Source organism: Paracoccus ravus (assembly GCF_004522175.1).
In the GTDB taxonomy this organism is placed as follows: Bacteria; Pseudomonadota; Alphaproteobacteria; order Rhodobacterales; family Rhodobacteraceae; genus Paracoccus; species Paracoccus ravus.
Genome location: NZ_SDEB01000015.1, coordinates 12,577 through 35,901, shown reverse-complemented (window position 1 = coordinate 35,901; position 23,325 = coordinate 12,577). Strand labels below are relative to the sequence as shown.

The 23,325-nt window shown below is 63.6% G+C and carries 23 protein-coding genes, 2 tRNA genes and 2 pseudogenes; 17 read left to right on the top strand and 10 right to left on the bottom strand.

Annotated elements, in window-relative coordinates:
* The first annotated feature begins 115 nt into the window (after positions 1-115).
* Positions 116-1,606, top strand: a complete 1,491-nt coding sequence (locus tag ESZ60_RS13000; protein WP_134681166.1) for a leucyl aminopeptidase — start codon at positions 116-118, stop codon at positions 1,604-1,606.
* Positions 1,606-2,055, top strand: coding sequence for a DNA polymerase III subunit chi (locus tag ESZ60_RS12995; RefSeq protein ID WP_134681165.1), 450 nt, complete (start codon positions 1,606-1,608; stop codon positions 2,053-2,055). Before ESZ60_RS13000 ends, ESZ60_RS12995 begins: the two co-directional genes overlap by 1 nt.
* Positions 2,056-2,806: 751 nt before the next feature.
* On the opposite strand, the gene ESZ60_RS12990 is transcribed toward ESZ60_RS12995, so the two are convergent.
* Positions 2,807-3,379, bottom strand: a complete 573-nt coding sequence (locus ESZ60_RS12990; RefSeq protein ID WP_134681164.1) for a retropepsin-like aspartic protease family protein — start codon at positions 3,377-3,379, stop codon at positions 2,807-2,809.
* Position 3,380: 1 nt separating this feature from the next.
* Entirely contained in the window at positions 3,381-4,007 is a 627-nt protein-coding gene (locus tag ESZ60_RS12985) for a MarC family protein (RefSeq protein ID WP_134681163.1), read from the bottom strand.
* A gap of 172 nt (positions 4,008-4,179) precedes the next feature.
* On the opposite strand from ESZ60_RS12985, the pseudogene ESZ60_RS21860 reads away from it, so the two are divergent.
* From ESZ60_RS21860 to ESZ60_RS12965, 4 genes and pseudogenes are all read left to right on the top strand, one after another.
* Positions 4,180-4,353: pseudogene (locus tag ESZ60_RS21860) on the top strand (twin-arginine translocase TatA/TatE family subunit); the annotation flags it as partial.
* A gap of 162 nt (positions 4,354-4,515) precedes the next feature.
* On the top strand, positions 4,516-5,094 hold the full coding sequence (gene tatB / locus ESZ60_RS12975) for a Sec-independent protein translocase protein TatB (RefSeq protein WP_134681161.1): 579 nt from the start codon (positions 4,516-4,518) through the stop codon (positions 5,092-5,094).
* Positions 5,095-5,115: 21 nt separating this feature from the next.
* Complete coding sequence (tatC, locus tag ESZ60_RS12970) at positions 5,116-5,958, top strand: twin-arginine translocase subunit TatC (protein WP_134681160.1); 843 nt, start codon at positions 5,116-5,118, stop codon at positions 5,956-5,958.
* The gene (locus tag ESZ60_RS12965) at positions 5,948-6,790 is read left to right on the top strand and encodes an ATP-binding protein (protein WP_134681159.1); all 843 of its coding nucleotides are present in this window, start codon (positions 5,948-5,950) and stop codon (positions 6,788-6,790) included. Before tatC ends, ESZ60_RS12965 begins: the two co-directional genes overlap by 11 nt.
* A 339-nt stretch (positions 6,791-7,129) precedes the next feature.
* Here the strand turns inward: ESZ60_RS12965 and ESZ60_RS12960 are convergent, their stop codons facing one another.
* The 3 genes from ESZ60_RS12960 to ESZ60_RS12950 all read right to left on the bottom strand — a co-directional run bounded on the left by ESZ60_RS12960 (position 7,130) and on the right by ESZ60_RS12950 (position 9,314).
* Entirely contained in the window at positions 7,130-7,585 is a 456-nt protein-coding gene (locus ESZ60_RS12960) for a cytochrome c family protein (RefSeq protein ID WP_134681158.1), read from the bottom strand.
* On the bottom strand, positions 7,582-8,106 hold the full coding sequence (locus ESZ60_RS12955) for a methylamine dehydrogenase light chain (protein WP_134681157.1): 525 nt from the start codon (positions 8,104-8,106) through the stop codon (positions 7,582-7,584). Before ESZ60_RS12955 ends, ESZ60_RS12960 begins: the two co-directional genes overlap by 4 nt.
* A 65-nt stretch (positions 8,107-8,171) precedes the next feature.
* A complete protein-coding gene (locus tag ESZ60_RS12950) occupies positions 8,172-9,314 on the bottom strand; it encodes an amine dehydrogenase large subunit (protein ID WP_134681156.1) in 1,143 nt (380 codons plus the stop codon).
* Between the two features lie 523 nt (positions 9,315-9,837).
* Here ESZ60_RS12950 and ESZ60_RS12945 point away from each other — a divergent pair.
* Complete coding sequence (locus ESZ60_RS12945) at positions 9,838-11,022, top strand: hypothetical protein (protein WP_134681155.1); 1,185 nt, start codon at positions 9,838-9,840, stop codon at positions 11,020-11,022.
* A gap of 48 nt (positions 11,023-11,070) precedes the next feature.
* Here the strand turns inward: ESZ60_RS12945 and ileS are convergent, their stop codons facing one another.
* Together ileS and queF are read right to left on the bottom strand one after the other, a co-directional pair.
* Positions 11,071-13,974 (bottom strand): isoleucine--tRNA ligase, encoded by a 2,904-nt coding sequence (gene ileS / locus ESZ60_RS12940; protein WP_134681154.1) that lies wholly within the window; start codon positions 13,972-13,974, stop codon positions 11,071-11,073.
* A 144-nt stretch (positions 13,975-14,118) separates the two neighbouring features.
* Positions 14,119-14,580 carry a preQ(1) synthase gene (queF, locus tag ESZ60_RS12935; protein ID WP_134681153.1) on the bottom strand — a complete coding sequence of 154 codons (462 nt, stop codon included), beginning with the start codon at positions 14,578-14,580 and terminating at the stop codon, positions 14,119-14,121.
* 108 nt (positions 14,581-14,688) lie between these two features.
* Between queF and ESZ60_RS12930 the strand changes: the two genes are divergently transcribed.
* The 6 genes and pseudogenes from ESZ60_RS12930 to ESZ60_RS12905 all read left to right on the top strand — a co-directional run bounded on the left by ESZ60_RS12930 (position 14,689) and on the right by ESZ60_RS12905 (position 18,590).
* Complete coding sequence (locus ESZ60_RS12930) at positions 14,689-15,096, top strand: group III truncated hemoglobin (RefSeq protein WP_167620147.1); 408 nt, start codon at positions 14,689-14,691, stop codon at positions 15,094-15,096.
* A 46-nt stretch (positions 15,097-15,142) separates the two neighbouring features.
* Positions 15,143-15,466 (top strand): VOC family protein, encoded by a 324-nt coding sequence (locus ESZ60_RS12925; protein WP_134681152.1) that lies wholly within the window; start codon positions 15,143-15,145, stop codon positions 15,464-15,466.
* A gap of 273 nt (positions 15,467-15,739) precedes the next feature.
* The gene (locus tag ESZ60_RS12920) at positions 15,740-16,216 is read left to right on the top strand and encodes a hypothetical protein (protein ID WP_134681151.1); all 477 of its coding nucleotides are present in this window, start codon (positions 15,740-15,742) and stop codon (positions 16,214-16,216) included.
* Positions 16,217-16,356: 140 nt separating this feature from the next.
* A pseudogene (locus tag ESZ60_RS12915) lies at positions 16,357-16,779 on the top strand (IS5 family transposase); the annotation flags it as partial.
* Positions 16,780-17,125: 346 nt separating this feature from the next.
* Positions 17,126-17,425 carry a hypothetical protein gene (locus ESZ60_RS12910; RefSeq protein ID WP_134681150.1) on the top strand — a complete coding sequence of 100 codons (300 nt, stop codon included), beginning with the start codon at positions 17,126-17,128 and terminating at the stop codon, positions 17,423-17,425.
* A gap of 565 nt (positions 17,426-17,990) precedes the next feature.
* Positions 17,991-18,590 (top strand): hypothetical protein, encoded by a 600-nt coding sequence (locus ESZ60_RS12905; protein WP_134681149.1) that lies wholly within the window; start codon positions 17,991-17,993, stop codon positions 18,588-18,590.
* 6 nt (positions 18,591-18,596) lie between these two features.
* Here ESZ60_RS12905 and ESZ60_RS12900 read toward each other — a convergent pair.
* The 3 genes from ESZ60_RS12900 to ESZ60_RS12890 form a co-directional block, all read right to left on the bottom strand.
* Positions 18,597-18,671: transfer RNA gene (locus ESZ60_RS12900), tRNA-Asn, on the bottom strand.
* 35 nt (positions 18,672-18,706) lie between these two features.
* Positions 18,707-18,781, bottom strand: a tRNA-Asn gene (locus ESZ60_RS12895).
* A 99-nt stretch (positions 18,782-18,880) separates the two neighbouring features.
* Positions 18,881-19,747, bottom strand: coding sequence for an MBL fold metallo-hydrolase (locus tag ESZ60_RS12890; RefSeq protein WP_134681148.1), 867 nt, complete (start codon positions 19,745-19,747; stop codon positions 18,881-18,883).
* A gap of 57 nt (positions 19,748-19,804) precedes the next feature.
* Here ESZ60_RS12890 and ESZ60_RS12885 point away from each other — a divergent pair, with 57 nt between their 5' ends.
* The 4 genes from ESZ60_RS12885 to ESZ60_RS12870 all read left to right on the top strand — a co-directional run bounded on the left by ESZ60_RS12885 (position 19,805) and on the right by ESZ60_RS12870 (position 23,318).
* Positions 19,805-21,145 carry an ATP-binding protein gene (locus tag ESZ60_RS12885; protein WP_134681147.1) on the top strand — a complete coding sequence of 447 codons (1,341 nt, stop codon included), beginning with the start codon at positions 19,805-19,807 and terminating at the stop codon, positions 21,143-21,145.
* Between the two features lie 71 nt (positions 21,146-21,216).
* Positions 21,217-22,143: an ACP S-malonyltransferase gene (gene fabD, locus ESZ60_RS12880; protein ID WP_134681146.1), complete on the top strand. Its 927-nt coding sequence runs from the start codon at positions 21,217-21,219 to the stop codon at positions 22,141-22,143.
* A gap of 66 nt (positions 22,144-22,209) precedes the next feature.
* Positions 22,210-22,947, top strand: coding sequence for a 3-oxoacyl-ACP reductase FabG (fabG, locus tag ESZ60_RS12875; RefSeq protein ID WP_134681145.1), 738 nt, complete (start codon positions 22,210-22,212; stop codon positions 22,945-22,947).
* Positions 22,948-23,084: 137 nt separating this feature from the next.
* Positions 23,085-23,318, top strand: coding sequence for an acyl carrier protein (locus tag ESZ60_RS12870; protein ID WP_028720942.1), 234 nt, complete (start codon positions 23,085-23,087; stop codon positions 23,316-23,318).
* Positions 23,319-23,325 lie beyond the last annotated feature (7 nt).

Here is a 23,325-nt window from a genome sequence, read left to right as displayed (position 1 = left end):
TGGTGTTTCGGAATTGCTTAGCCTTTGGCGTGGCTTTGCGAAAGCCCCGCCTCTGGTCAAGCGGGGGATCGGCGACTAGTTTCCGCTCAACGGATCAAAAACGAGGAGCAGGGCAATGACCCATCCGGTCGAAATCTCTTTTGTCTCAAACGAGAACGCCGCGCTTGCCGGGCGCAAGGGACGGATCGCCATTCTGGTGCCCGAAGGCGGCCGCCTGCCGGGCGGCTTGCCGCGCCCGGCCCGCGAAGCCGCTTTGCGGGCTCTGGCCTCGGATGCGTGGAAGGGGATGAAACCGGGTCAGGCGCTGGAACTCGCCTTCCCGGCGGCGATGGCGGCCGAGGCGCTGCAACTGGTGCTCTTGCCGCGGCGCGCCGATCCTGCCGTCGCGCGCAAGGCCGGGGCCGCGATCGGCGCGCGTCTGGGCAAGTCCGAGGCCGTCGTGGTCGCGGGCGATCATCCCCGCGCCGCCGAGGTCGCGCTGGGCCTCGCGCTGAGGGCCTATGATTTCTCGGCCTATAAGAGCCGCAAGGCGGATGAGAGCGAGGCCGCCGAGCCCGAAGCGGCCAAGGGTCGCGTCACCTTCATGCACAAGGATCCCGAGGCGCTGGCCCACAAGGCCACCGATGGCGCTGCCCTCGCCGAGGGGGTGTTCTTCACCCGCGATCTGGTGAACGAGCCGGCCAATGTGCTGACCACCAGCGATTTCGCCGACCGCCTGCTGGCGATGCAGGAACTGGGCCTCGAGGTCGAGGTGCTCGACGAAGACGAACTCGCCAAGCTCGGGATGCGGGCGCTGCTGGCCGTGGGCCAGGGTTCGGAAAGCCCCTCGAAGGTTGTCGTGATGCGCTGGAACGGCGGCGGCGACGAGGCGCCGCTCGCGCTGGTCGGCAAGGGCGTGGTGTTCGATACCGGCGGCATCTCGATCAAGCCTTCGGCGGGCATGGAAGAGATGACCATGGATATGGGCGGCGCGGGCGTGGTCGCGGGCGTCATGCGCACCCTGGCGCTGCGTCGCGCCAAGGCCAATGTCGTGGGTCTGGTCGGGCTGGTCGAGAACATGCCCGACGGCAAGGCCCAGCGTCCCGGCGATATCGTGAAATCGATGAAGGGCGACACGATCGAGGTCATCAATACCGATGCCGAAGGCCGCCTCGTGCTGGCCGATGTGCTGTGGTACGCGCAAGAGCGCTTCCAGCCCAAAGCCATGATCGACCTCGCTACGCTGACCGGCGCGGTCATCATCGCGCTTGGCCATGAGAATGCCGGGGTCTTCGCCAATGACGACGGTTTTGCCAATCAGTTCCTCGCCGCCGCCAAGGCCGAGGGCGAGGGGGCGTGGCGCTTGCCTTTGTCGCCGGGCTATGACGAGCTGATCAATTCCCGCCTCGCCGATATCAAGAATACCGGCGGTCGCCCCGCGGGTTCGGTCACGGCGGCGCAGTTCCTGCATCGCTTCGTGAAAAAGGACGTGCCCTGGATCCATCTCGATATCGCCGGCGTGGCATTGCCGCCCGGCGCGACCGATCTCGCCCCCAAGGGCGCCACCGGCTGGGGCGTCATGGCATTGAACCGGCTGGTGCGCGACCGTTTCGAGGCCGCCGACTGATGGGCTCGGCCCTGTTCTACCACCTGACCCGCTCGGGTCCCGGCCAACTCTTGCCCACGCTTCTGGGCAAGAGCCTGCAGGCGGGCTGGCGGGTCGAACTGCGGGGCAGGGACCCTGCGCGGCTGGCCGCGCTGGACGAGATGCTGTGGCAGGATGAGGGTTTCCTGCCGCATGGTCTGGCGGGCGGCGCGCATGATGCGCGCCAGCCCATCCTGCTGACCGTCGAGGGGCAAGCGGCGCAGAACGCGCCGCTTTGCCTCGTCACGTTGGAGGGGGCGGGGATCAGCGCCGCCGAATGCGCGGCGCTCGAGCGGGTTTGCGTCATTTTCGACGGCAATGATCCCGAGGCACTGGAGCGGGCGCGGGGCCAGTGGCGCGACCTCAAGGCCGAGGGCGCCGAGATGGAATATTGGTCCGAAGCGGATGGGCGCTGGGAGAGAAAGCTTTAGCCGACCGCTGAAAAACGCCTGCCTCGATGCCGATCGAGGAGCCTGATGCATGGTGGGTGGATCGGATAACGTGACGGGGTCGCCGTTCACTATGCCGATCTGGAGAAGCGCTTCCCGGCGCGCCATCCGCTGCGCAAGACAGGGTCGTCCTCAACCTCGCGCTGCATGCTCTGGATGCCGAGTGCAACCGGCTCTGCGCCGGGGAGCGCCGCTTTGCCATCGCGCATAAACTGACAATCCGGCCCCGTCTGATGCGGATGGACGCCAACGGGCATCGAAAATGCCGTCGGATCCCTGCCCGTGCTCTGGATGAACTGGCCTCGGATCATGGACATGACACGCCGCCGCATGGCCGCAAGGCTGGCGTATCGAGAGGTCGCGCCGCCGCTGTCGGAATTGCTACGCGGTCCCTGTCGCCTTGCTGCATGGACGTGGAGGCCGCGCCTCCAACCCAAAGAGCGCGAGACGCGGCCTTTCGCGGCCAGCGCTCTGGAACGGTTGGCTTCTATCGACAGGACAAACGTCAAGACGATAACAGCCCTGACCTCCGGATCCATGCCCTGCGGCCAAGGCCTCATCGACCTCGTATCTGACACTCTTGAGATACGGAGCTTCCGCGTTGCGTCTTGCCCGACAGGGCACGCCAAGGGGCATCGACGGCGCGGCGCGGACCTGCGATCTCTGCTCCGAGGAGGAATGCTGGAACGACCTCAAGGCAGCAGGGTATGTGGCCCATGCGCCGCAGCCTGCTTTAGCGTTCCAGGATCAGCAACTCGCCCTCGATGCTGACGCGGGCAAAGCGCGACAGGTAGGACATGCCCAGAAGCGACAGGTCCAGGTTCGAGCGTAACACCAGCGCCTGAACATTGCTGTCCTCGAACGCGCCGATGCGGACCTGTTCCAGCGTGACGGTGGCCGTGTCGATCATGCCATTGGCGGTGCGGGCCTGACCGATGAAGCCCAGTTGATCCGGATCGATTCCGACGCGCCGGGCGTCGCGCTCTGAAAGTGCGATGGTCGAGGCCCCGGTATCGACGATGAAGCGCACATTCGCCCCGTTGACCTGGGCGGTCAGGTGAAAATGTCCGTCATCCCCCAGAGGAACCTCGATCCGGTTCGAGCCGGCCATGCGCGCATCCGGGATCAGCGTCCTGCGGATATCGCCCCACATGCCGGCGACCGCGACCACCCCCAGGAAGATCATCGCCCAGGCGGCGGCAAGGCGCAGGGCACGCCCGGGCTGGGCGCGCAATTCGATCAGCAGGAAACCTCCGATGGCGATCAGCAGCAGAACCAGATAGGTCAGGCGGCCCAGATCGTCCATTTCAGACCAGCCCGGATCCTTTCAGCCCGTCGATCACGAACTGGATCGACAGCGCGGCGAGGAGCATTCCGAAAAGCCGCGTCACCACCATGGTTCCGGTCCGGCCCAGCAGATGCGCGATCGGGCTGGCCAGCGCGAAAAGCACCGCGACGATGCCCAGGACCACCAGCATCACGCCATGGATCATCAGCGTATGCGCCGTGCCCGGATCCTGGTTCACCAAGAGGATCATCGTCGCCAGCGCGCCCGGCCCGGCCAGAAGCGGTGTCGCCAGCGGAAAGACCGAAGGGTCGTCGTGATGGTCCTCGGCGGTTTCGTCCTTGGCCTTGCCCTCGCGCCGTTCCGTGCGGCGCTCGAAGAGCATGTCGAGCGCGGTCAGCAGCAAGAGTATTCCGCCCGCGATGCGAAAGGCCGGAAGCGAGATACCGATGCCGCTGAGGATCGCCTCTCCGGCCAGTCCGAAGAGCGTGAGAAGCGCCGCCGCGATCGCCAATGCGCGCCAGCCGATCCTGCGGCGGCGCTGCGGGTCCATGTCGCGGGTCAGCGCGATGAAGATCGGCGCCAGACCGATCGGGTCGATCACGACGAACAATGTGACAAAGGCGCTGATGGTCTGGGTCATGTCCATGAGAGTGCCATATCACGGCGCGATCCAACGGGGAATGCCATCGGCCCGGCGCGCGCAGGCCCGCACAACGCGCTTCCCGCGTTCACATCCGCGTTTCGGCTTTGCATTGCCTTGATCGGGGGGCTAGACATGATCACATCAAGGTCGGTCTGACCGACAAGGGAGTCAATAAATGCTGAACAATATCGGCCTGCCGGGCCTTCTCCTCATCGCGGTGGTCCTGCTGGTGCTTTTTGGTCGCGGCAAGGTGTCGTCCCTGATGGGCGAGGTCGGCAAGGGAATCACCGCCTTCAAAAAGGGCGTCAAGGACGGTTCGGAAGAAGAGAAAGCCGAAGCAGCGGCGCTTGAGACCGGCCCGGGTGACGAGCTTGCCAAAGCCCGCGCCGAACTGGCCGCCGAACGTGCCAAGCTGGACGCCGAGCGCGCCCGCGTGAATGCCGATGCGGCCCTGCGCGATGTGACGCCGGCCGATCACAACAAGCTCTGATCCGGCGCGCGGCGTATCGCCATGCTGGATATCGGCTGGAGCGAGCTTCTGCTGATCGGCGTTGTTGCGCTGATCGTCATCGGCCCCGAGGATCTTCCCAAGCTGTTTCGTACCTTGGGAAGGCTGACCGCGCGCGCCCGCAGCATGGCGCGAGAATTTACCAATGCCATGGAGGATGCCGCGAAATCCTCGGGTCTTGACGAGGCCGGACAGGCCCTCCGGGACGTGAAATCGCTGGCCTCCAAGAAGTCGCTTGGTCTTGACGCGCTGGAACGCGCGACCGAGCGGTTCGAGAAATGGGATCCGCTGAATCCCAAGGATCAGGCGGCTGAGCCCGCGGCCCAGCCCGACCCTTCGGCCCCGGCCGAGCCGGCCTATCCCGCAGGTTCGCGTTTCGCGCAGACGGGTTCCGCTGCGCCACCCGCTTCTGCGCCGACCCCGGAGACCCCGCCGCGCGACGAATCCAACCTGCCCACGCCGCCCGGCGTCGCGGCAGCGCATCCCGTCGCCGCCGAGATGTCCGAGAGTGCCGATGCTTCCGCCGGCGACACGGCCGGGGGCAAGCGCCGTCTGCATGCGGTGCGGCGCTCGGATCAATGAATTTTCAGGAAAGGCTGCCGCGTGGCGACGAAATCTGCCAAGCCGGATGATATCGAGGATTCCTCCGCCCCTTTGATCGAACATCTGGCCGAGCTGCGGACGCGGCTCATCTGGTCGGCTCTGGCCTTCGTGGCGGCGATGGTGATCAGCTACACGGTCTGGAATCCGATCTACAACTTCCTGACGCGCCCGATCTGCCAGGCACTCGAAGGGCGGGGGCAGGAATGCGGTCTGATCCTCTTGAAGTTGCAGGAAGGCTTCTTCGTCGCGATCCAGATCTCGTTCCTGGGCGGCTTCATGCTGGCCTTTCCGATCATTGCCTACCAGCTTTGGCGTTTCGTCGCGCCGGGGCTCTATCGCAGCGAAAGATCGGCTTTTCTGCCGTTTCTGGTCGCCTCTCCGGCGATGTTCCTGCTGGGCGCGGCCTTTGCTTATTACATCATCCTGCCGATGGCCTATGATTTCTTCCTGGGCTTCCAGCAGGGGCCGATGTCCTTGCCCGACGATCCGAATGCGGCGCAGGGCGACCCCGCTCTGGCCGGGATCGTGTTTCAGGGCTCGGTCAGCGAATATCTGGCGCTGACGACGAAATTCATCCTGGCCTTTGGCATCTCGTTCCAATTGCCGGTGGCGCTGACGCTTCTGGGCACGGCCGGGCTGGTCTCGTCCGAGGGGCTGGCCAGCGTCCGCCGCTATGCGATCGTGGCGATTCTTGTGCTGGCCGCCGTGGTGACTCCGCCCGACGTGGTCAGTCAGGTGGTGCTTTTCACGGTGATCTACGGCCTCTACGAGATCTCGATCCAGCTCGTGCGCCGCATCGAGAAGAAACGCGATCTGGAAGAGCAGGATGGCGATGTCGAGTAATCTGATGGTCCGTATCGCCGAGGCGCTCGAGCGCATGGCCCCTGTGCCTGCGCCCGAGCCGAGCTTCACCGAGGCCACAGCCTATATCTGGCAGCCCGATCCCGACCGGCTGGTGCCGGTTCCCGAGGTCAATCGCGTCGATCTGGTGCAATTGATCGGCATAGACCGCTCGCGCGACACGCTTCTGGCCAATACGCTGCAATTCGCGCGCGGGCATGCGGCGAATAACGCGCTGCTCTGGGGCTCGCGCGGGATGGGGAAATCCTCGCTCGTCAAGGCGGTCCATGCCGAGGCGGTCCGTCAGGGCCTGCCGCTGATCCTTGTCGAGATCGCGCGTGAGGATCTTGGCTCGGTCGGGCGGCTGCTCTCGCTTCTGGGCAAGGCGCAGGACAAGCGCTTCCTGCTCTTTTCCGACGACCTGTCCTTTAGCCATGACGACACCCAGTATAAGTCGCTCAAGGCGGTTCTGGATGGCGGGATCTCGGGGCGACCGGCCAATGTGGTGCTTTACGCCACCTCGAATCGTCGCCACCTGATGCCGCGCGACATGATCGACAATGAGCGTTCGACCGCGATCCATCCCGGCGAGGCGGTCGAGGAAAAGGTCTCGCTCTCGGACAGGTTCGGGCTTTGGCTGGGCTTTCACCCCTGTTCGCAGGACGATTATCTGGCCATGGTCCGGGGCTATTGCGACGCCTATGGTGTCCACATTGCAGAGGATGATCTGCGCGCTCAGGCGATCGAATGGCAAGCCACGCGCGGATCGCGCTCGGGCCGGGTGGCGTGGCAGTTCTTTACCGACCTGGCGGGGCGACAGGGCGTCGCCGTCTGATACGGGCGCAGGGCGTCGCGAACGTGGGGCTGCGCCCGAAGCGCATGGCCGTTCCTTGGCCAAGCGTCGGTCCGGGGCGCGGGTCATGCGACCGTTCTCAACGGTTTCCGACCGCTGCCGCCTCGGCCGAGGGGGATGGCATGTCCCGTCACGCAGTCGTCGTTACGCGGCAGATGCGGGCCGAGCATCGCTTGTCCTTCCGCGATCAGCCGATCACCTTTGGATGCGTCATTGACCGCGGTCCGCGGTTCGCAGAACGGCGCAACGAGCTGCCTGCGCCTGCGAGACGGCAAGGCCATATGCGAAAGCACGGCATCACGAGCCTCATCCGGCCCGCGATCAAGGCCAGGGATATTCGGCGATCGCCTTGCCCCGGCCCTCGAGTCTTGCGGCCAGTTCCCGGCGCATAGCGACGATGTCACCGACACGCGCGGCGCGGTGACTGCCGATCTCATTCGCGTCGAAGGGGCGCGCGGTCTCGTCGGCCCATTGCCGCAAGATGTAATTCATCACCCCGGCGATGCGGTGATCGTCCAGCGAATTGGCCATGACGCCCGGGACATTCGCCATATAGGCGCGCCCCAGATCTTCCGCGGCGATCAAGCCGACGGAACCGGGAAAGGCGGGCATGCCGCCGGCGCGGGTTCCCATCCCGTCCAGCCCATGGCAGCCCGCGCAATGCAAAAAATAGTCCCTGCGCGCATGATCCTCGGATGCCTCGGCCGGGGCGGCCAGCGCCGCCCCAAGCGTCACGCCCGCGCCCGTCACAAGGCTTAGCCGGGCGGCAAGGCTCATTCAGCCATCCCGACCACGACAGAGACGGTGCAGTGATAGCCCTTGTCCTGATTGGCCATGCACCAGTTGATGTCGTTATAGAGACCCATCCGATAGCCCGGACGCTCACCCTTCGAGGTGTAGCAGAACGTGGCGGAATTCACCTGAGGCTTGCCGCAGCAATCATTGTAGCTGACAAGGTAATCCTTGTTGTCGTCGGGATTGGTGCAGGTGCCGACCCAGGACACTGCCGAAGCGGAGGAGCCGGGCGGGCAGGATGTCAGAGACCCGCCCGAGGTCGAGCAAAGATTGCCGTCCAGCGCGCAATGTTTCCAATAGCCGCAATCATCCTCGGGCAGGGGCGTCGCGGCATTCGCGCGGCGGTCGAAAGGCAGGATGGGAGTGGCCGCCGCCGCGCCCAGCATGGCGATCCCCGCCTTTGCCAGAAAGCTGCGCCTGCCATGCGCGCGCGCCGCGTCGCGGATCCGGCCCTCGGCCGCCCTGTCGATGAAAGTGAAGATCTTGTCGGTAAAACGAGACATTTTCGTTCCTGTTGATCAATGTCGATGGCCTCCGGGCGCAGTCGCCCGGAGCAAGGCTGCAAGGATCAGAAATCCGTGGTGATCAGGGCGGGAAAGCTCGACAGGCCCTCGAATTCGCCGGCCTTGGTCAGGAAGACCTCGCCTGCCTCTTCGGCATAGTCGTAACGCGTCAGATTGCCCTCTTCCGAGGCGGCGAAAAGCACCGGCTTTTCGCCCTTGCTGACCGCAAGCGTGTTCTCGTGATGCGCCTCGGACCGACCGACCAGCTTTTTCGCGGCGAGATCATAGGTCCAGATCTCGCGGGCCGGGTCCTTGTGGCTGCCCTCCTTGGCCCCCGCATGCATCAGGATGAAGAGCTTGCCGGTGGCGGGGTTATAGGCCAGCGCCTCCGAGCCGCCGGGACCCCATTTGCCAAGGACGCCATCGGTCAGGTTCAGCGTCTCGGTCAGGACGGGGGCCTCGCCGCTGTCGTCGACGATATAGAGATTGCCCTTGAATGAGAGGTAAACCAGCCTGCCCTCGGCACGCACGGGGTTGGCGAAAAGCGCATCCGCATCGGCGTCGAAGATCTTTTCGGATTTCTTCGGCGCGGTGAAACTGCCATCCGCGGCCCAGTCATGCCGCGCCAGCGTGCCATCGCCGCAGATCGTGGTGAAACTCATCGGGCCTGCGGGAATCGCCGTCCAGCAGCCCGGTGTCGGGATCTCGGCAATGGCCTTGCCAGCCCCGAGATCGATCACCGAAACCGAGGTCGCGGGCGTCGCGTTCTGGGCCAGAAGATAGGTTTCGTCCTCGGTCAGCGCGAAAAGACCGGGCTGGCTTTCGACATGCGCAAGCTTGACCGGGATCTCGAATTCGCGCTTGCGCGACAGGCTGGCCACATCCCATTCATGGACGATCGCCTTGAGCGGGCCATAGACGAAGCGCTCCATATAGACCGAGGCCGTGTAAAGCGTCTTGCCGTCCCGGCTCAGGACCATCTGGGCGGTGGTACCGGGGCCGATATTGCCCTTCATCTTCAATTCGCCATCGGCGGAAAGGACGTCGATCTTGCTGGGACCGTTCCATGACTGGTCCATGACCAGAACGTTGGGTCCCTCGGCGATGCGGGATTCGGTGGTCAAGGTTTCGGGGGTAAAGGCCTCTTGCGCTATTGCAGGCAGGGCAAGGCTTGCCAGAATGAATGGCAGGACCGTGCTTGATCTCATTTGAAACACTCCTGAGTCGGAACCTGCCAATGGTTGAACATGGCCGGGTCTTTGGCACGGGTCACGGGTGCCGGGGGGCGCGCAATTCCTGCTTTGCCCGGCTCAAAACGAAAACGGGCGAAAAATTAATCTCCTGCTACAAAAATACGCGCCATATCACGGAAATATTCACCGAATCTCACCGGCGATATGGAAAACAGCATGTTTTCAAGGGATATAGGTTAACGTGGCCGGGCAGCGCTCATATCGCTGCCCGGCCGTGGCCGAAATCGTGAACACAATACTATCTAACTGGCCAAGGAAACCCTGCCCGTAAATCGGGGCTCGGGGAACTTGGTCTTTTAGTGAGGATTTCGCTTAGTTCGCGAGAAATTTTACTTAGTTTCTATCGCCTTGATTGTGCTTGGTCGTTTCTCTTCCGCTGAGCGCATTGATTTCGCCGTGAAATGTGAAAGGCTGCAGTTCAAGGCGTGGTGGCTCGGCAGCTCCTCCGCGCTGATGTGAACTTCCAAGGGTGTCAGATTTGGTCAAACCGGAAAACAAGCCGAAGCCCGAGGATCTTGTCGCGCAAGACCGAAAATCCGCCAAGGCCGCCGAGCGCGCCGAACGGCAAACGCGGAACAAGGCAGAGCGCGAGGCCCGCAGAATGGAGCGGCGCGCCGCTCGCGAGGCGCAGCGCGCCACGGAACCCGGTGAAGCCGCTTTCGCGCCTGCTGCCCAGGACCAGCGCGCCTTCAATATCCTCGTCATTGCGCAACATGGCCGCCTGGCCTTTGAAGCCGCGCTGTTTTGCGCCAGCCTGCGGCTGAATGCGCCGGATTGGAAAGGTCGGCTGATCGTCGCCGAACCTCTGGAGGAGGGGGTGTGGAAGGGTGCCCAGACCCGCCTTTCGCCCGCGGAGCGCAGCCTGATCGAAAGCTATGGCGCCGAGATCACGCCGTTTGCTGCCCGCCATTTCGGGCGCAGCTATCCCTATGGCAACAAGATCGAAGCATTGCAGCTTTTGCCGCCCGGCGCGCCGTTCATCTTCTTCGACAGCGATACCGTGGTGACCGGTCCGATAGATCAGTTGAAGATCGATTTCACCCGCCCTACGGCCTCGATGCGACGGACGGGAACGTGGCCGCAGCCGCCGCTTTATGGCCCGGGCTATGACGAGATCTGGATATCGCTGTATGATCGCTTCGGGCTGGATTTCGCAAGCTCGCTCGATACTGAACAGCCTGATGAGCACTGGGAGCGGTATCTCTATTTCAATGCGGGCTGGTTTCTTGGTCCGGACCCCAAGATATTCGCGGAACGCTTCCTGAATTACGCCCTCGCCATCCGCGAAACTCCGGGAGAGGCATTGGCCTGCCAGAGCCTGGATCCCTGGCTTGATCAGGTCGCATTGCCGCTGGTGATCCATGCCTTGGGTGGCGGTCGTCCGGGGCCGGAGCTGGATGATCTGGATGGCGACATGACGTGCCATTACCGGACCGTATCGCTGCTTTATGCCCGCGAATCCGAGGCGGCGCTTCAGACGGTCGAGACGATTCTGGCGCGGCCCGCCTTTGCGCCGATCCTCGCAGAATGGCCGCAGGTTCAGGAGATGGTGCTGCAAGGCACGGGGCGCGAAACGGTCCGCCCGCTTTTCGACCGCAGCCAGGCTCTCGACGAGGCGCGCACCCGGCATGTCTTGAAGAAAATGGGCCTCTGGCAGCGCTAGGCCTGAGGCCAGGAAAAAGGGCCGGGCGATTTGCCCGGCCCTGTCTTTTCAGGCGTCTTGCTCTGCGCCACTCAGTGCGTCGTCGCAGCGCTCGCAGGTGCCAGCGTGGTCATGCGTGCCGACATCGGGCAGGATCTTCCAGCAGCGCTCGCATTTCTCGCCCTCGGCGAGTTCGAAGACCACGCCCACGCCCGGCACGTCGGGCAGCCGGAAGGCCTCGTTCGGGGCCGGGTCGGCGGTCAGGCTCAGATCCGAGGTGATGCAGATATCGGCGAAATCGACCGATTTCAGTGCCTTCAGCACATCGGCATCCTCGACATGGACGACCGGGGCGGCCTCGAGGCTGGCGCCGATCACCTTGTCGCTGCGCTTGATCTCGAGCGCGGCAGTCACCGCACGGCGGGTGCGGCGGATCGCGTCCCATTTCCGGGCCAGCGGCTCGTTCAGCCAGTCGGCCGGGGTCACCGGGAAGTCGTGCAGATGGACCGAATCCTCGTCCGAGGGGAAGCGGCTCAGCCAGACATCTTCCATGGTGAAGGGCAGGATCGGCGCGAGCCAGGTCACCAGGCGCTGGAACAGGATGTCCAGCACCGTGCGGGCCGCGCGGCGGCGCAGGCTGTCAGGCGCATCGCAATAGAGCGCGTCCTTGCGGATGTCGAAATAGAAGCTCGACAGGTCCACGGTCGCGAATTGGAACACGGTCTGGAACACGCCTTGGAAGTCATAGGCGTCGTAACCCTTGCGCAACTGGTGGTCGATCTGCGCCAGACGGTGCAGGACCCATTGTTCCAGCTCGGGCATCTCGGCCACTTCGACGCGCTCGGCATCCGAGAAGCCGTCAAGGTTGCCCAGCACGAAGCGCAGCGTGTTGCGCAACCGGCGGTAGCTGTCGGCGGTACCCTTGAGGATCTCTTTGCCGATGCGCAGGTCGGTGGTGTAGTCGGACTGTGCCACCCAGAGGCGCAGGATATCCGCGCCATATTCCTTGATCACGTCCGCCGGGGCCACGGTATTGCCGAGCGACTTGGACATTTTCATGCCCTTTTCGTCCAGCGTGAAGCCGTGGGTCAGCACGCCCTTGTAGGGCGCGCGGCCCTTGGTGGCGCAGGCTTGCAAGAGCGAGGAATGGAACCAGCCGCGATGCTGGTCGGTGCCTTCCAGATACAGGTCCGCGATGCCGTCGGGCGAGCCATCGGCGCGGTCACGGATCACGAAAGCATGGGTCGAGCCGGAATCGAACCAGACATCCAGCACGTCCATGACCTGATCGTAAGCCTCGGGATCGGCCACGCCCTCCAGCATCTTCGCCTTGAAATCGGCGTGATACCAGACATCTGCGCCGTCTTTCTCGAAAGCTTCGATGATGCGGCCGTTCACGCGCTGGTCACGCAGCAGGAAGTCGGCATCGTCCGGGCGCGCGCCCTTCTTGACGAAGCAGGTCAGCGGCACGCCCCAGGCGCGCTGGCGCGACAGCACCCAGTCGGGGCGGTTCTCGATCATCGAGTAAAGGCGGTTGCGGCCCGTTTGCGGGGTCCATTTCACCAGTCGGTCGATCGAGGCCAGCGCGCGGGCGCGGATCGTATCGCCATATTCGCCCATGCCGTCGGTCAGTGCCTTGTCGATGGCGGCGAACCATTGCGGGGTGTTGCGATAGATCAGCGGCGCTTTCGAGCGCCAGCTATGCGGATAGCTGTGCTTGACCTTGCCCTTGGCGAGCAGCGCGCCGGAATAGGCCAGTTGCTTGATGACGCTGACATTGACCGGACCTTCCTTGCCTTCGGGCGTCAGGATCGCCTGACCGCCAAAGATCGGCAGGTCCTTGCGGTAGGTCCCATCCGGCTCGACATTGTAGGTCATCGGCAGGCCGAATTTAAGGCCCAGTTGATAGTCGTCATCGCCGTGGCTCGGCGCGGTGTGGACGAAGCCCGTGCCCGCGTCGTCAGTGACATGGTCGCCCGGCAGCAGGGGAACGTCATAGTCCCACTCACCTGCGCCATTTTCGACGCCACGGAAGGGGTGGGCCAGCAGCACACCTTCGAGTTCCGAGGCCGGAACGTCGCGCAGACGGGTAAATTCCTCGACCTTGGCGGATTTCATCACGCCTTCGGCCAGCGCATCGGCCAGCACCAGCTTCTCACCCAGTTTCGCGGTCGCGTTCTCGGCGGCGGCGACGACCTCGTAAAGGCCGTAAGCGATGGACGGGTTATAGGCGACGGCGCGGTTTTGCGGGATGGTCCAAGGCGTCGTGGTCCAGATCACCACCGAGGCCCCGTCCAGACCGGCTTGCGGCGCGAAGCGGACCCAGATCGTGTGGCTGGTATGGTCGTGATATTCGACCTCGGCCTCGGCCAGAGCGGTCTTTTCGACCGGCGACCACATCACGGGCTTGGAACCCTGATACAGGCTGCCGTTCATCAGAAGCTTCATGAACTCGGCCGCGATCACCGCCTCGGCATGGTAGTTCATCGTGAGGTAGGGGTCTTCCCATTTGCCAATGATGCCAAGGCGCTTGAATTCTTCGCGCTGAGTTTCCACCCAGCCCTCGGCGAATTTGCGGCATTCCTGACGGAACTCGACGACATCCACGTCGTCCTTGTTCTGCTGCTTCAGGCGGTATTGTTCCTCGATCTTCCATTCGATCGGCAGACCGTGGCAGTCCCAGCCCGGGACATAGCGCGCATCGCGGCCCATCATCTGCTGGCTGCGGGTGATGAAGTCCTTCAGCACCTTGTTCAGCGCGTGGCCGATATGCAGATGCCCGTTCGCATAGGGCGGGCCGTCATGCAGGATGAAGGGCTTGCGGCCTTCCTTGGCGCGCAGGCGGTCATAGATTCCCATGCGCTCCCAACGGTCGAGCCATTCGGGCTCGCGCTGCGGCAGGCCTGCGCGCATCGGGAAATCGGTCTGGGGCAGGAAAACGGTATCGCGGTAGTCGGGCGTGGCGTCGCTCATCGGGCGGTCCTTTGTCGGTCATTCAGGCAGGCAGCAGAAACCCGGCGGCGCGAACCCTCACGCCGCCGGGCTGCTAATTCGTATGCCGAACGCCAAAAATCTCATGCGCTCTCTATAGGAATGCGCAAGGCGGCCCGCAAGCCTTCAGCCGCGCCCGCGATAGGGGGCGACGCCTTGATCGGGGATCCAGATGCCAGCAGGCGCCGCGCCGCTTTGCCAGAAAACGTCGATCGGCATGCCGCCGCGCGGATACCAATAGCCGCCGATGCGCAGCCATTTCGGCGCGAGCAACTCGACAAGGCGCAGGCCGATGCTGACGGTGCAATCCTCGTGGAAGGCGCCATGATTTCGGAAGCTGCCAAGGTAAAGCTTCAGCGATTTCGATTCGACCAGCCAATCGCCGGGCACATAATCGATGACCAGATGCGCGAAATCGGGCTGGCCGGTCATCGGGCAGAGGCTGGTGAATTCGGGCTGGGTGAAGCGCACGCAATAGGCGGCATCAAGGCGCGGGTTCGGGACGCGTTCGAGAACGGCCTCTTCGGGCGATTGCGGCAGGCTGGTGGCCTGACCAAGCTGGGTCAGGTTGTCGGTATAATGGCTCATCTGAGGCTCCTGTTTTGGCCGGGTGGGCTGCGACCGGGTGTCGCGCCATAGCAAGCCGCGCGCCTCGCGTCAAAGCCCGGGCTTGCGCGGTCTGGGGCGGCGGCCCATATGCCAGCCATGATACCGCCACGCTTCCCCGTCTCCGCCGAACAGATCGACCGCGTTGTCGCGGTGTTTTATGCCGCGATCCGCAGGCATGAGGTGCTTGGCCCGATCTTTGCTGCCCATGTCACCGATTGGCCCCCGCATGAGGCCAAGATCGCCGCCTTCTGGCGCAACGCGATCCTTTATGAGGGCAGCTATGAGGGCAGCCCGATGCAGGCCCATATGCGCGCCGGAAATGTCGAGCCCGCGCATTTCCGCGACTGGCTCATGCTGTTTGACGAGACGCTCCGCCGCACCTTGCCGCCTGAAGCCGCCGAGGGCTGGTCGGCCTTGGCGCATCGCATCGGTTCCGGGCTGCGCATGGGGGTCGAGAATATGCGGCCAAAGGCTGGGCCCCCGGTCTTGCGCTGAAGCCGCACATGGCGTAAACAAAACGGGAACAAAACCGGAGGTTGCCATGAGGATCGACTATCTGGAATTCACCTCTCCCGACATTTCCGCCTCCAAGGCCTTTTTCGCCCATGCCTTCGGCTGGGAGTTCAAGGATTACGGGCCCGAATATCAGGAAATTGCGAATGCCGGGGTCTCGGGCGGCATTGCGGCCGGAGCGTTCGCTGCGCCGCTCGTGATCCTCAAGGCCGACGATCTCGAGGCAGCGCTCGCGCGGGTCAGCGAGGCCGGGGCCGAGATCACCAAGCCGATCTTCAGCTTTCCCGGAGGAAGGCGGTTCCAGTTTCGCGAACCGGGCGGCAGCGAAATGGCGGTCTGGTCCGAAGCCTGAGAGGGGCCTGCCATGTCATCTATCCGATGAGATGGGCGGGTTGTCAGCGATTTGTGCGGCGGCGGTAGGATGCGAAGCAAAATTCGATCATCAAATTATTGATAATGCTGGCGCCGGGCTGCGCGGGACGCTGTCCGTGTTACGTCGATGTGCTGCAGTTGTAGCACAGGCTCAACCGCAGTTCCTGGCGGTGAACTGGGCTCAAGAGGAGGCTTTCCATCAGGTTCAGCGAGCAGCAGCCTCATTGCGGGGCCATGAAGTGCACGGACTTCTATGAGTGCGGTCACCATTGTTGATTTCATTGAGGCACAACGTGAGGCGCACGGGGTCGAGGCGATCTGCGCGGTGCTGCCGATCGCCCCTTCCACCTATTACGATCACCTGGCGAAGCGGGCTGCTCCGGCGCGGTTGTCGGCCCGTGACCGTCGTTATGCCGCCCTGCGGCCTGAGATCCGCCGCGCATTCGAAGAGAACAGCTCGGGCGGGAAGGCTTCCCGGCAATCGCTACGCCAACGGCAACAAGGGCGGCTACAACATGAACCCCAGAGCGGGCTGGGAATCGTTAATGATGTCGCGCGTAGCACGGTGGCAAAGCGGATGAAGGACATGGGCATTCAAGGCATCATCCGTGGCAAGTCGCACAGAACGACGATTCCCGACAAGAAGCCACCATGCCCGCTGGACAAGGTGAACCGTGAGATCCGCGTTGACCTGCGTGTCAGCGCGATAGCGCTCAAACGCGTCCCATAGCTCATCCGGCGTCCCAGCCCGAAGTGCCATCGAGCCGGAGATCGAAAAATCCCCGCATCCCGGCGCCTAGCTAGGTCATGTTGACAAAAGGGATTCCTATGGCCGGTGGCCTGTGTTTCAAGACCGTCTCTACGAGGGAGATGTTCTTGGCGCGCAATCTTGTTTCGGATGATCAGTGGGACTTCTTCGAACGCTTCATCCACGCGGCTCGACGCCGGAATGGGCGCGAGCCAACAGATCATCGTCTTGTTCTGGATGGTATTTTCTGGATTGAGGCATGAGCCGCCATTGGTTCAAGGCCATGCCGACGCGGACGGGCGCGTCGTGGCGGGATCTTCCCGAAGAGTTCGGCAAGTGGTCGTCGGTCTACCGCCAGTTCCGCCGCTGGACCCTGGCCGGTCTTTGGGAGGATATTCTCGACGGCTTAACCACGCCGGAGTTGCGCCCGACAAGCTTCAGAGGGTCGACAGCACAGTGATCCGGGCGCATCATCATGCGGCGGGCCGCTAAAGGGGACTCCGAACGAGGCTCTTGGCCGTTCGAGAGGTGGGTTCTCCGCGAGATGCTGTCAAAGATCCGTACTCGTCCACGCTTGCGCTGGACTTCCACAAGTTCGAGGAAACCCAATTCGATCAGTTGGCTGTGGACTGGGACCATGCGGCGGGCGCTCTCGCTCTTGAGGCTTTGACCGGTGCCGCGTGCAATGTCGAAATAATGTATTCCCTCGTCGCAGCGGATGTTCTCCGGCTTCAGTTGTAGCATTTCTTCGCTGCGCAGCCCACTCAGGCGCGCGATGATGGGAAGCCAGTAGATCGCGTCGTCGATCATTGTCTTGGGGGATGACCATTTTTCGGTCTTGAGCAGCTCCGCCTGATCTTCGCTCGTCCAGATCTGGCGCGCGGTTTCCGCTTGTCCTTTGCGCAGCTCGTTGATGCTGCGTTCACCCATCACGTAGCTCTTGAAGGGATTGTGCGGCAGACGGCCCATCATGACGGCGTGATCCAGAGGCGCGGAAAGATATTTCTGGTGGCGCTGAAACGTGCGCGGGGCAAGGCGGGGAATGCGCGCTTGGGCGCGAGCCAGTTCTGCTTGATCTGGCGACAGGCGCTCCTTGCCGATCTTGTGCTCAGCGGCCCGTTTCTGGCGTTTTTCGCTGTTGTCCGTGCGCTTGATCAATTCGACACATGTAAGCTCGCGAAGTCTGGATGAGCGTCCGTGGTTGGTCGGAAGACGGCGTACGGTCTCGTTGAGCCGCGTCCAGTCCTGGCTCGTTGCATCCGCGATGCGAAGCTCGCCGAAAATGTCGCGTACCAGTTTGCCTGTCGACCCGATCGTATCCGCATCCTTCTTGAATCTTGCGGCTTTGCTTTCATCAGTCGTGACATAGGCGCCGCTGCGCATGATGCCCTGCGACATTTCCTAGAACCATGCTTCCCAGAGATCGATAATTCGGGGGTTGCTGCCATCAGGGCAATGCGCTTGGCCGCCATGCGATGGGTTCACCTGGATTTCGCCCCCTTCGGCCTTGTGAACCCTGCGAGGCTTTCTTTCGCGAGATTAGCGCCGGTGGCCGGATCAGATGAAACCTTGGCTGCGCTTGGGCTGAGCGGTTTCTGATTGTCGGCGCTGCCCTGCGCTTGGTCGGGCGTTTCCGATTTGGGGAGCTGCTGCGAGACCGTAGCGGAAGGGCCGGATAGGGCGCGGGAAAGAATAGGGCTGAGGCTCGGAAAAATGGCCTCGGGCACGTCGCTCTTTTTCTTCGCTGACCTCGATCATGAGCCGGACCATTCAATCGCAGATGATCCGGAAATCCTCTCCTGCCTCGTCGACAATGATGCCGAGACGCGCTGCCGTGTCGCGGATCGATGGCCGGGGCATTCTCGCAGAGAAAGATCGCGTCGCGCAGCGAGGCGCGGGTGGCAGCTTCAAGTGCCAGGGACGCTTCCGCAGCTGCGCGGCTGCGTGGTCCGGTGAGGGCGCGCAGACGGTCAGCCGTCTCGATTTCGAGACGGGCATAGCTGACCAGAATGTCGTCCATCACCTCGGGCGGCAAGACGGGCTCCGCTTGGAAGCAGAGCTCGCTGATCGCAGTCAATTTGCGTGCGAGCGCTGCGACTTCGCGGAGGTCATGGGTCTTGCGCGGAAAGCAGAAAGAATTTTTCCGGAACCGGTTTGGACTCGCGCCAGGGCACGCGGCGGCGCCAGAAATATCCGGTCTCCCGGCGTTCAAGATGCAGGCGCGTGCGCGTCACGGAGCGGCCCCCTGAAGGAGGTGTCGCGCATTCGCTTCAGAGATTTGTGCAAAGCTTTGTGCAAAAATCTCGCCGCGGCTCTGCCATGCAAGATTTATCGCAATGAAATCAGGTTGTTGTGATACAAATGGCTCCGGCGGTAGGGATCGAACCTACGACCAATTGATTAACAGTCAACTGCTCTACCGCTGAGCTACGCCGGAACATTTTTTGCCAATCGAATGGCGCGGTCTTGTGTTGGCTCCGGCGGTAGGGATCGAACCTACGACCAATTGATTAACAGTCAACTGCTCTACCGCTGAGCTACGCCGGAACACGAGGGGGTGTATAGCGGCGGCTTTCGGGGTCGTCCAGAGGGGGTGTTAAAAAATCTTGAAAAAAACGCAAGCTATTGACCGAGAAATAATTTTCCTCAACTGCGGGAAAATCTTGCGGCGGCGTGGAGCTCTTCGAGCGGCCGGGCCGCGCCGATTTCGGCCAGCGCGATCAGATGCGCCAGCACATTGCGCGTCGCGGCCGGCAGCAGATGCTCTGGCACGTCATAGATCCGGGCCGCGATCTCGGATGCGCTGGCGGGAGCCGTCGTCAGTGCGGCCATGATCTGCCCGGTGCGCTGGCGCCGATGGGCGGCAAGCTCGGCGATGCGCAAGGCGGGGTCGGTAACCGCGGGGCCGTGGGCGGGAAAGAGGATCGCCGGGGCTAAGGCCTCGAGCCGCGAGAGAGAGCGGAAATAATCTCCCAGATCGCCGTCGGGTGGCGAGATCAGGGTCGAGGACCAGCCCATGACCAGATCGCCGCAAAAAATCTGCGCTCCGGACCGGAAGGCCAGATGCCCCGCGAAATGCCCGGGCGTGTGCAAGGCGTGCAACTCCCATTCCTCGCATGAAAGGCTGTCGCCGTCTGCCAGAAGGACATCGGGCATGAAGCCGTGGTCCATGCCCTCGCCACCGGCAAGATCGCCCTGCCGCGCCAAGCGCTGCATCAGTGGCGAGCGTCCCGCCTCGGGCGCGCCAAAGCCAAAGACCGGCGCACCGGTTGCTTCGGCCAGCGCGCGCGCGCCTTCGGAATGGTCGCGATGGGCATGGGTGACAAGAATATGCGTGATGCGTCCCGGTCCCGCTTCCGCAAGGATGCGGGCGCGATGCTCGGGCAGATCGGGGCCGGGGTCGATGACGGCGATCTGCGCTTGGCCCAGAAGAAACGTGTTGGTGCCCGCGCCGGTCAGGGGCGAGGGATTGGGGGCAAGGATGACCCTTGGGGGTTTCGGCGCATCTGTCATGGCGATAACCTAGCCCGCAGCCTGCCCCCTGAGGAAGGCCCAAGCTGAGGCGACGCAATGAACTTCGACTGGCTCAAACGGATCATGCCGAGGGGGCTCTACGGTCGGGCGGCGCTGATCCTGTTCCTGCCCGTCGTGGCCGTGACCATCGTCGTGACCGTGGTCTTCCTGCAGCGCCATTTCGAGGATGTCACGCGGCAGATGACCGGCAGCATGACCCGAGAGATCACGCTGGTCGCGTCGCGCATCGATTCTGCCCCGGATATCGAGGCGGCAAGGGATATGGCGATGCGCGAAGCCGTGCCGCTGGGTCTGAGGCTGGTCCTGCCGGCGACCGAGCCCATACGCAGCTATCACGAATTCTACGATCTCTCGGGCCGAGTCGTCATCGAGGAACTGTTGAGCCGTGTGGCGCAGGCGCGGGCCGTGGATCTGAGCCAGCGCCGCGAGGTGCGGGTGACGCTGGGCGGCAAGTTCGGGCCCTATCAGCTTGTCTTTCAGAGAACCCGGGTCAGCGCCTCGAACCCGCATCAGCTATTGGTCCTGATGATCGGAACTTCGCTTCTGATGACGGCGATCGCGACGATCTTCCTGCGCAACCAGTTGCGCCCGATCAAGCGGCTGGCGCGGGCGGCCGAGGAATATGGCAAGGGCCGGATCATCCCTTACCGCCCCGGTGGGGCAAACGAGATCCGCAGCGCGGGCACGGCTTTCCTTGAAATGCGCAGCCGGATCGAGCGCCAGAACGAGCAGCGCAAGCAGATGCTTTCGGGCGTCAGCCATGACCTGAGGACACCGCTGACGCGGCTGCGTCTGGGGCTTTCCATGCTGCCCGATGACGGCCCGCCCGATCCCCAGGAGATTACCGATCTTGAAAGCGACGTCACCGCGATGGAAAAGATGGTCGATGCCTTTCTGGATCATGCCCGCGATTCCGCCCGCGACGCGCCGCCCGAACCGGTTCCGGCGCTGGAATTCGTGCGCGGCATCGTCGCGGATGCCTGTCGCGGCGGGCAGGATGTGCGGCTGGCGGCTGAGATCGGCAATGGCAATGGCGTCGCGACCTTCCGCAAGGACAGCCTGCGGCGCGCGATCGAGAACCTGATCGGCAATGCCGTGCGCTATGGCGAGCGGGCCGAGGTCGAGACCGCCTTGGGGCCAAGCTGGTTCAGGGTCTCGGTCGAGGATGACGGGCCGGGAATTCCGCCCGCACAGCGCGAGGAGGCGCTCAAGCCATTTACCCGGCTCGATGCGGCGCGCAACCAGAACCGAGGGCAGGGCGTCGGGCTTGGCCTTGCCATTGCCGCCGATATCGCTCGCGCCCATGGCGGGCAGTTGCGGCTGGTCGATGCCGAGCGGCTTCGCGGGCTTCGGGCCGAAATCGTCATCCCGCGATGATGTGCCACGGTTGCCGTGAGGTGCGGCAAGGTCTAAGGCATTGGCGAAGGAATTAGCAGAAGGGGCTCGAGATGCGGGCATTTGTTTTCCCGGGACAGGGCGCTCAGGTGATTGGCATGGGCCGCGAACTGGCCGAGGCCTATCCGGCCGCGCGGGCGGTCTTTGCCGAGGTCGATGAGGCATTGGGCGAGAAGCTCTCGGATCTGATCTGGACCGGCGATATCGAGCCCCTGACCCTGACCCAGAACGCCCAGCCCGCGCTGATGGCGACCTCGATGGCGGCGTTTCGTGCACTCGAGGCCGAGGGTTTCGGCATCAAGGATGCCGATTTCGTCGCGGGCCATAGCCTTGGTGAATATTCGGCGCTTTGTGCGGCGGGCGCGCTGAGCCTTGCCGATACCGCGCGGCTTCTGCGCCTGCGTGGGCGGGCGATGCAAGAGGCCGTGCCGGTCGGGCAGGGCGCGATGGCGGCGATCCTTGGCCTTGATTTCGCGGCGGTCGCGCAATTGGCGCAGGACGCGGCGGAAGGCGAGGTCTGTCAGGCCGCGAATGACAATGATCCGGCGCAGGTGGTGATCTCGGGGCACAAGGCGGCGGTCGAGCGGGCCGCAGGGCTGGCGAAAGAGCGCGGCGCGAAACGCGCGCTTATGCTGCCGGTCTCGGCGCCCTTCCATTCGGCGCTGATGCAGCCCGCCGCGGCTGTCATGGCCGAGGCATTGGCTGGCGTCGAGATCAAGTCCCCTGCGGTGCCTCTCGTGGCTAATGTGCGCGCGAACGCGGTCAGCGAGCCGGCCGAGATCCGCGATCTGCTGGTCGAGCAGGTGACCGGTTCGGTGCGCTGGCGTGAATCGGTCGAGTTCCTTGCCGGGGCGGGCGTCACCGAGTTTTGGGAGATCGGTGCGGGTAAAGCGCTGTCGGGCATGATCAAGCGCATCGCCAAGGAAGCCGTGACGAAGACTATCGGCGCGCCCGCGGATGTCGCGGCGCTGAAAGGCTGAGGGCGGCACCGGGGGCTCTGCCCCCGGACCCCCGGGATATTTGGACAAGAAAGAAGCGAGGTCGGGATGTTTGATCTGACGGGCAAGAACGCGCTGGTGACGGGTGCTTCCGGCGGCATTGGGGGCGCGGTGGCCGAGGCGCTGCACGCGGCGGGCGCGACGGTCGCGCTGTCGGGGACGCGGGAAGCGCCGCTGAGGGAACTGGCCGAGAAGCTGGGCAGTCGCGCGCATGTCGTCATCGCCAATCTGGGCGATGCAGCTGCGGTCGAGGCCCTGCCGAAGGCTGCGGCCGAGGCGATGGGCAGCGTCGATATTCTCGTGAACAATGCCGGGATCACCCGCGACAACCTGTTCATGCGCATGTCGGATGAAGAATGGGCGCAGGTTCTGGATGTGAACCTGACCTCGAGCTTCCGCCTCTGCCGTGGCGTTTTGCGCGGCATGATGAAAGCGCGCTGGGGCCGGATCGTGAACGTGACATCGGTCGTGGGTGCGACGGGCAATCCGGGGCAGGGCAATTATGCCGCCGCCAAGGCCGGTCTGGTCGGCATGTCGAAGAGCTTGGCTGCCGAGGTCGCGTCGCGCGGGATCACGGTGAATTGCGTGGCTCCGGGCTTTATCGAAACCGCGATGACCGACAAGCTGAACGATGACCAGAAGTCGCGCATCCTGACGCAGATCCCGGCCGGCCGCATGGGGCATGCACAGGAAATCGCCGCGGCTGTTCTTTATCTCGCCAGTGCCGAGGCTGGCTATGTCACCGGTGCAACGCTGCACGTTAACGGTGGGATGGCGATGCTGTGATCAGCGGTTTAAGCGGTTGCAACATCACGAACCCGTGCTATATCCCGCGTTCAAGGCTACAGGGCGTCCGCGCCTTGGGCTCTCGTCAGCGTGAGCTGTCACATCTTGGGCGGATGCCCCGAAAATGAGGAAGAGACATGAGCGATATTGCTGATCGCGTGAAGAAAATTGTCGTCGAGCATCTGGGCGTTGACGAGGACAAGGTGACTGAGAGCGCCTCCTTCATCGACGATCTGGGCGCCGATTCGCTGGATACCGTCGAACTGGTCATGGCTTTCGAAGAAGAATTCGGGATCGAAATTCCGGATGACGCCGCCGAAACCATCCAGACCTTCGGCGACGCGGTCAAGTTCATCCAGGGCGCGGTCTGATCTGACC

What these genes read in the sequence shown, in the direction of transcription:
- ESZ60_RS12930 (WP_167620147.1), top strand. Translation starts at nt 14,689, where the DNA reads ATGCCAGCCATGATACCGCCACGCTTCCCCGTCTCCGCCGAACAGATC.
- ESZ60_RS12920 (WP_134681151.1), top strand. Translation starts at nt 15,740, where the DNA reads ATGAGTGCGGTCACCATTGTTGATTTCATTGAGGCACAACGTGAGGCG.
- ESZ60_RS12885 (WP_134681147.1), top strand. Translation starts at nt 19,805, where the DNA reads ATGAACTTCGACTGGCTCAAACGGATCATGCCGAGGGGGCTCTACGGT.
- ESZ60_RS12990 (WP_134681164.1), bottom strand. Translation starts at nt 3,379, where the DNA reads ATGGACGATCTGGGCCGCCTGACCTATCTGGTTCTGCTGCTGATCGCC.
- ESZ60_RS12965 (WP_134681159.1), top strand. Translation starts at nt 5,948, where the DNA reads ATGTCGAGTAATCTGATGGTCCGTATCGCCGAGGCGCTCGAGCGCATG.
- tatB (WP_134681161.1), top strand. Translation starts at nt 4,516, where the DNA reads ATGCTGGATATCGGCTGGAGCGAGCTTCTGCTGATCGGCGTTGTTGCG.
- queF (WP_134681153.1), bottom strand. Translation starts at nt 14,580, where the DNA reads ATGAGCCATTATACCGACAACCTGACCCAGCTTGGTCAGGCCACCAGC.
- ESZ60_RS12870 (WP_028720942.1), top strand. Translation starts at nt 23,085, where the DNA reads ATGAGCGATATTGCTGATCGCGTGAAGAAAATTGTCGTCGAGCATCTG.
- ESZ60_RS12955 (WP_134681157.1), bottom strand. Translation starts at nt 8,106, where the DNA reads ATGTCTCGTTTTACCGACAAGATCTTCACTTTCATCGACAGGGCGGCC.
- ESZ60_RS13000 (WP_134681166.1), top strand. Translation starts at nt 116, where the DNA reads ATGACCCATCCGGTCGAAATCTCTTTTGTCTCAAACGAGAACGCCGCG.
- ESZ60_RS12985 (WP_134681163.1), bottom strand. Translation starts at nt 4,007, where the DNA reads ATGGACATGACCCAGACCATCAGCGCCTTTGTCACATTGTTCGTCGTG.
- ileS (WP_134681154.1), bottom strand. Translation starts at nt 13,974, where the DNA reads ATGAGCGACGCCACGCCCGACTACCGCGATACCGTTTTCCTGCCCCAG.
- ESZ60_RS12890 (WP_134681148.1), bottom strand. Translation starts at nt 19,747, where the DNA reads ATGACAGATGCGCCGAAACCCCCAAGGGTCATCCTTGCCCCCAATCCC.
- fabD (WP_134681146.1), top strand. Translation starts at nt 21,217, where the DNA reads ATGCGGGCATTTGTTTTCCCGGGACAGGGCGCTCAGGTGATTGGCATG.
- ESZ60_RS12905 (WP_134681149.1), top strand. Translation starts at nt 17,991, where the DNA reads ATGAGCCGGACCATTCAATCGCAGATGATCCGGAAATCCTCTCCTGCC.
- fabG (WP_134681145.1), top strand. Translation starts at nt 22,210, where the DNA reads ATGTTTGATCTGACGGGCAAGAACGCGCTGGTGACGGGTGCTTCCGGC.
- ESZ60_RS12960 (WP_134681158.1), bottom strand. Translation starts at nt 7,585, where the DNA reads ATGAGCCTTGCCGCCCGGCTAAGCCTTGTGACGGGCGCGGGCGTGACG.
- ESZ60_RS12925 (WP_134681152.1), top strand. Translation starts at nt 15,143, where the DNA reads ATGAGGATCGACTATCTGGAATTCACCTCTCCCGACATTTCCGCCTCC.
- ESZ60_RS12950 (WP_134681156.1), bottom strand. Translation starts at nt 9,314, where the DNA reads ATGAGATCAAGCACGGTCCTGCCATTCATTCTGGCAAGCCTTGCCCTG.
- ESZ60_RS12995 (WP_134681165.1), top strand. Translation starts at nt 1,606, where the DNA reads ATGGGCTCGGCCCTGTTCTACCACCTGACCCGCTCGGGTCCCGGCCAA.